Annotated in this window: 1 protein-coding gene; it reads left to right on the forward strand. The window is 74.9% G+C overall.

Going from position 1 to position 415, the window contains the following annotated elements:
* On the forward strand, positions 1 to 415 hold a 415-nt coding region (locus tag GTP55_RS29275), incomplete at both ends, for a chromate transporter (RefSeq protein ID WP_161048264.1).

Genomic DNA, 415 nt, shown 5'->3' on the forward strand with positions numbered 1-415 from the left:
CCGGCGCGCGCCGCACCGCGCTGCCGCTGCTGCTGACATTGATCGCGGCCGTGGCGCTGGCCTGGGGCGCCGTGCATGCGGCGCCGCTGGCGCGCCTGGCCGGCGTCTTCGGCGGCATGAGCCTGATGACCTTCGGCGGCGGCTATGCGTTCATTCCGCTGCTGCAGCATACGGTGGTCGACACCTACGGCTGGCTCAGCCCGCGCGAATTCATCGACGGCCTGGCGCTGACCCAGCTCACGCCCGGCCCCGCCACCATCAGCGCCGCCTTCGTCGGCCTCAAGGTGGCCGGCCTGCCCGGCGCCGTGGCCGCCTGCGCCGGCATGTTTCTGCCCAGCGCCGTGCTGATGATCGCCGCCAGCGGCGCCATGCAGCGCCTGCGCGGGTCGCCACGCGTGCAGGCGGCGCTGGGCGG

It is taken from the genome of Duganella margarita, from assembly GCF_009857535.1.
In the GTDB taxonomy this organism is placed as follows: domain Bacteria; phylum Pseudomonadota; class Gammaproteobacteria; order Burkholderiales; family Burkholderiaceae_D; genus Rugamonas; species Rugamonas margarita.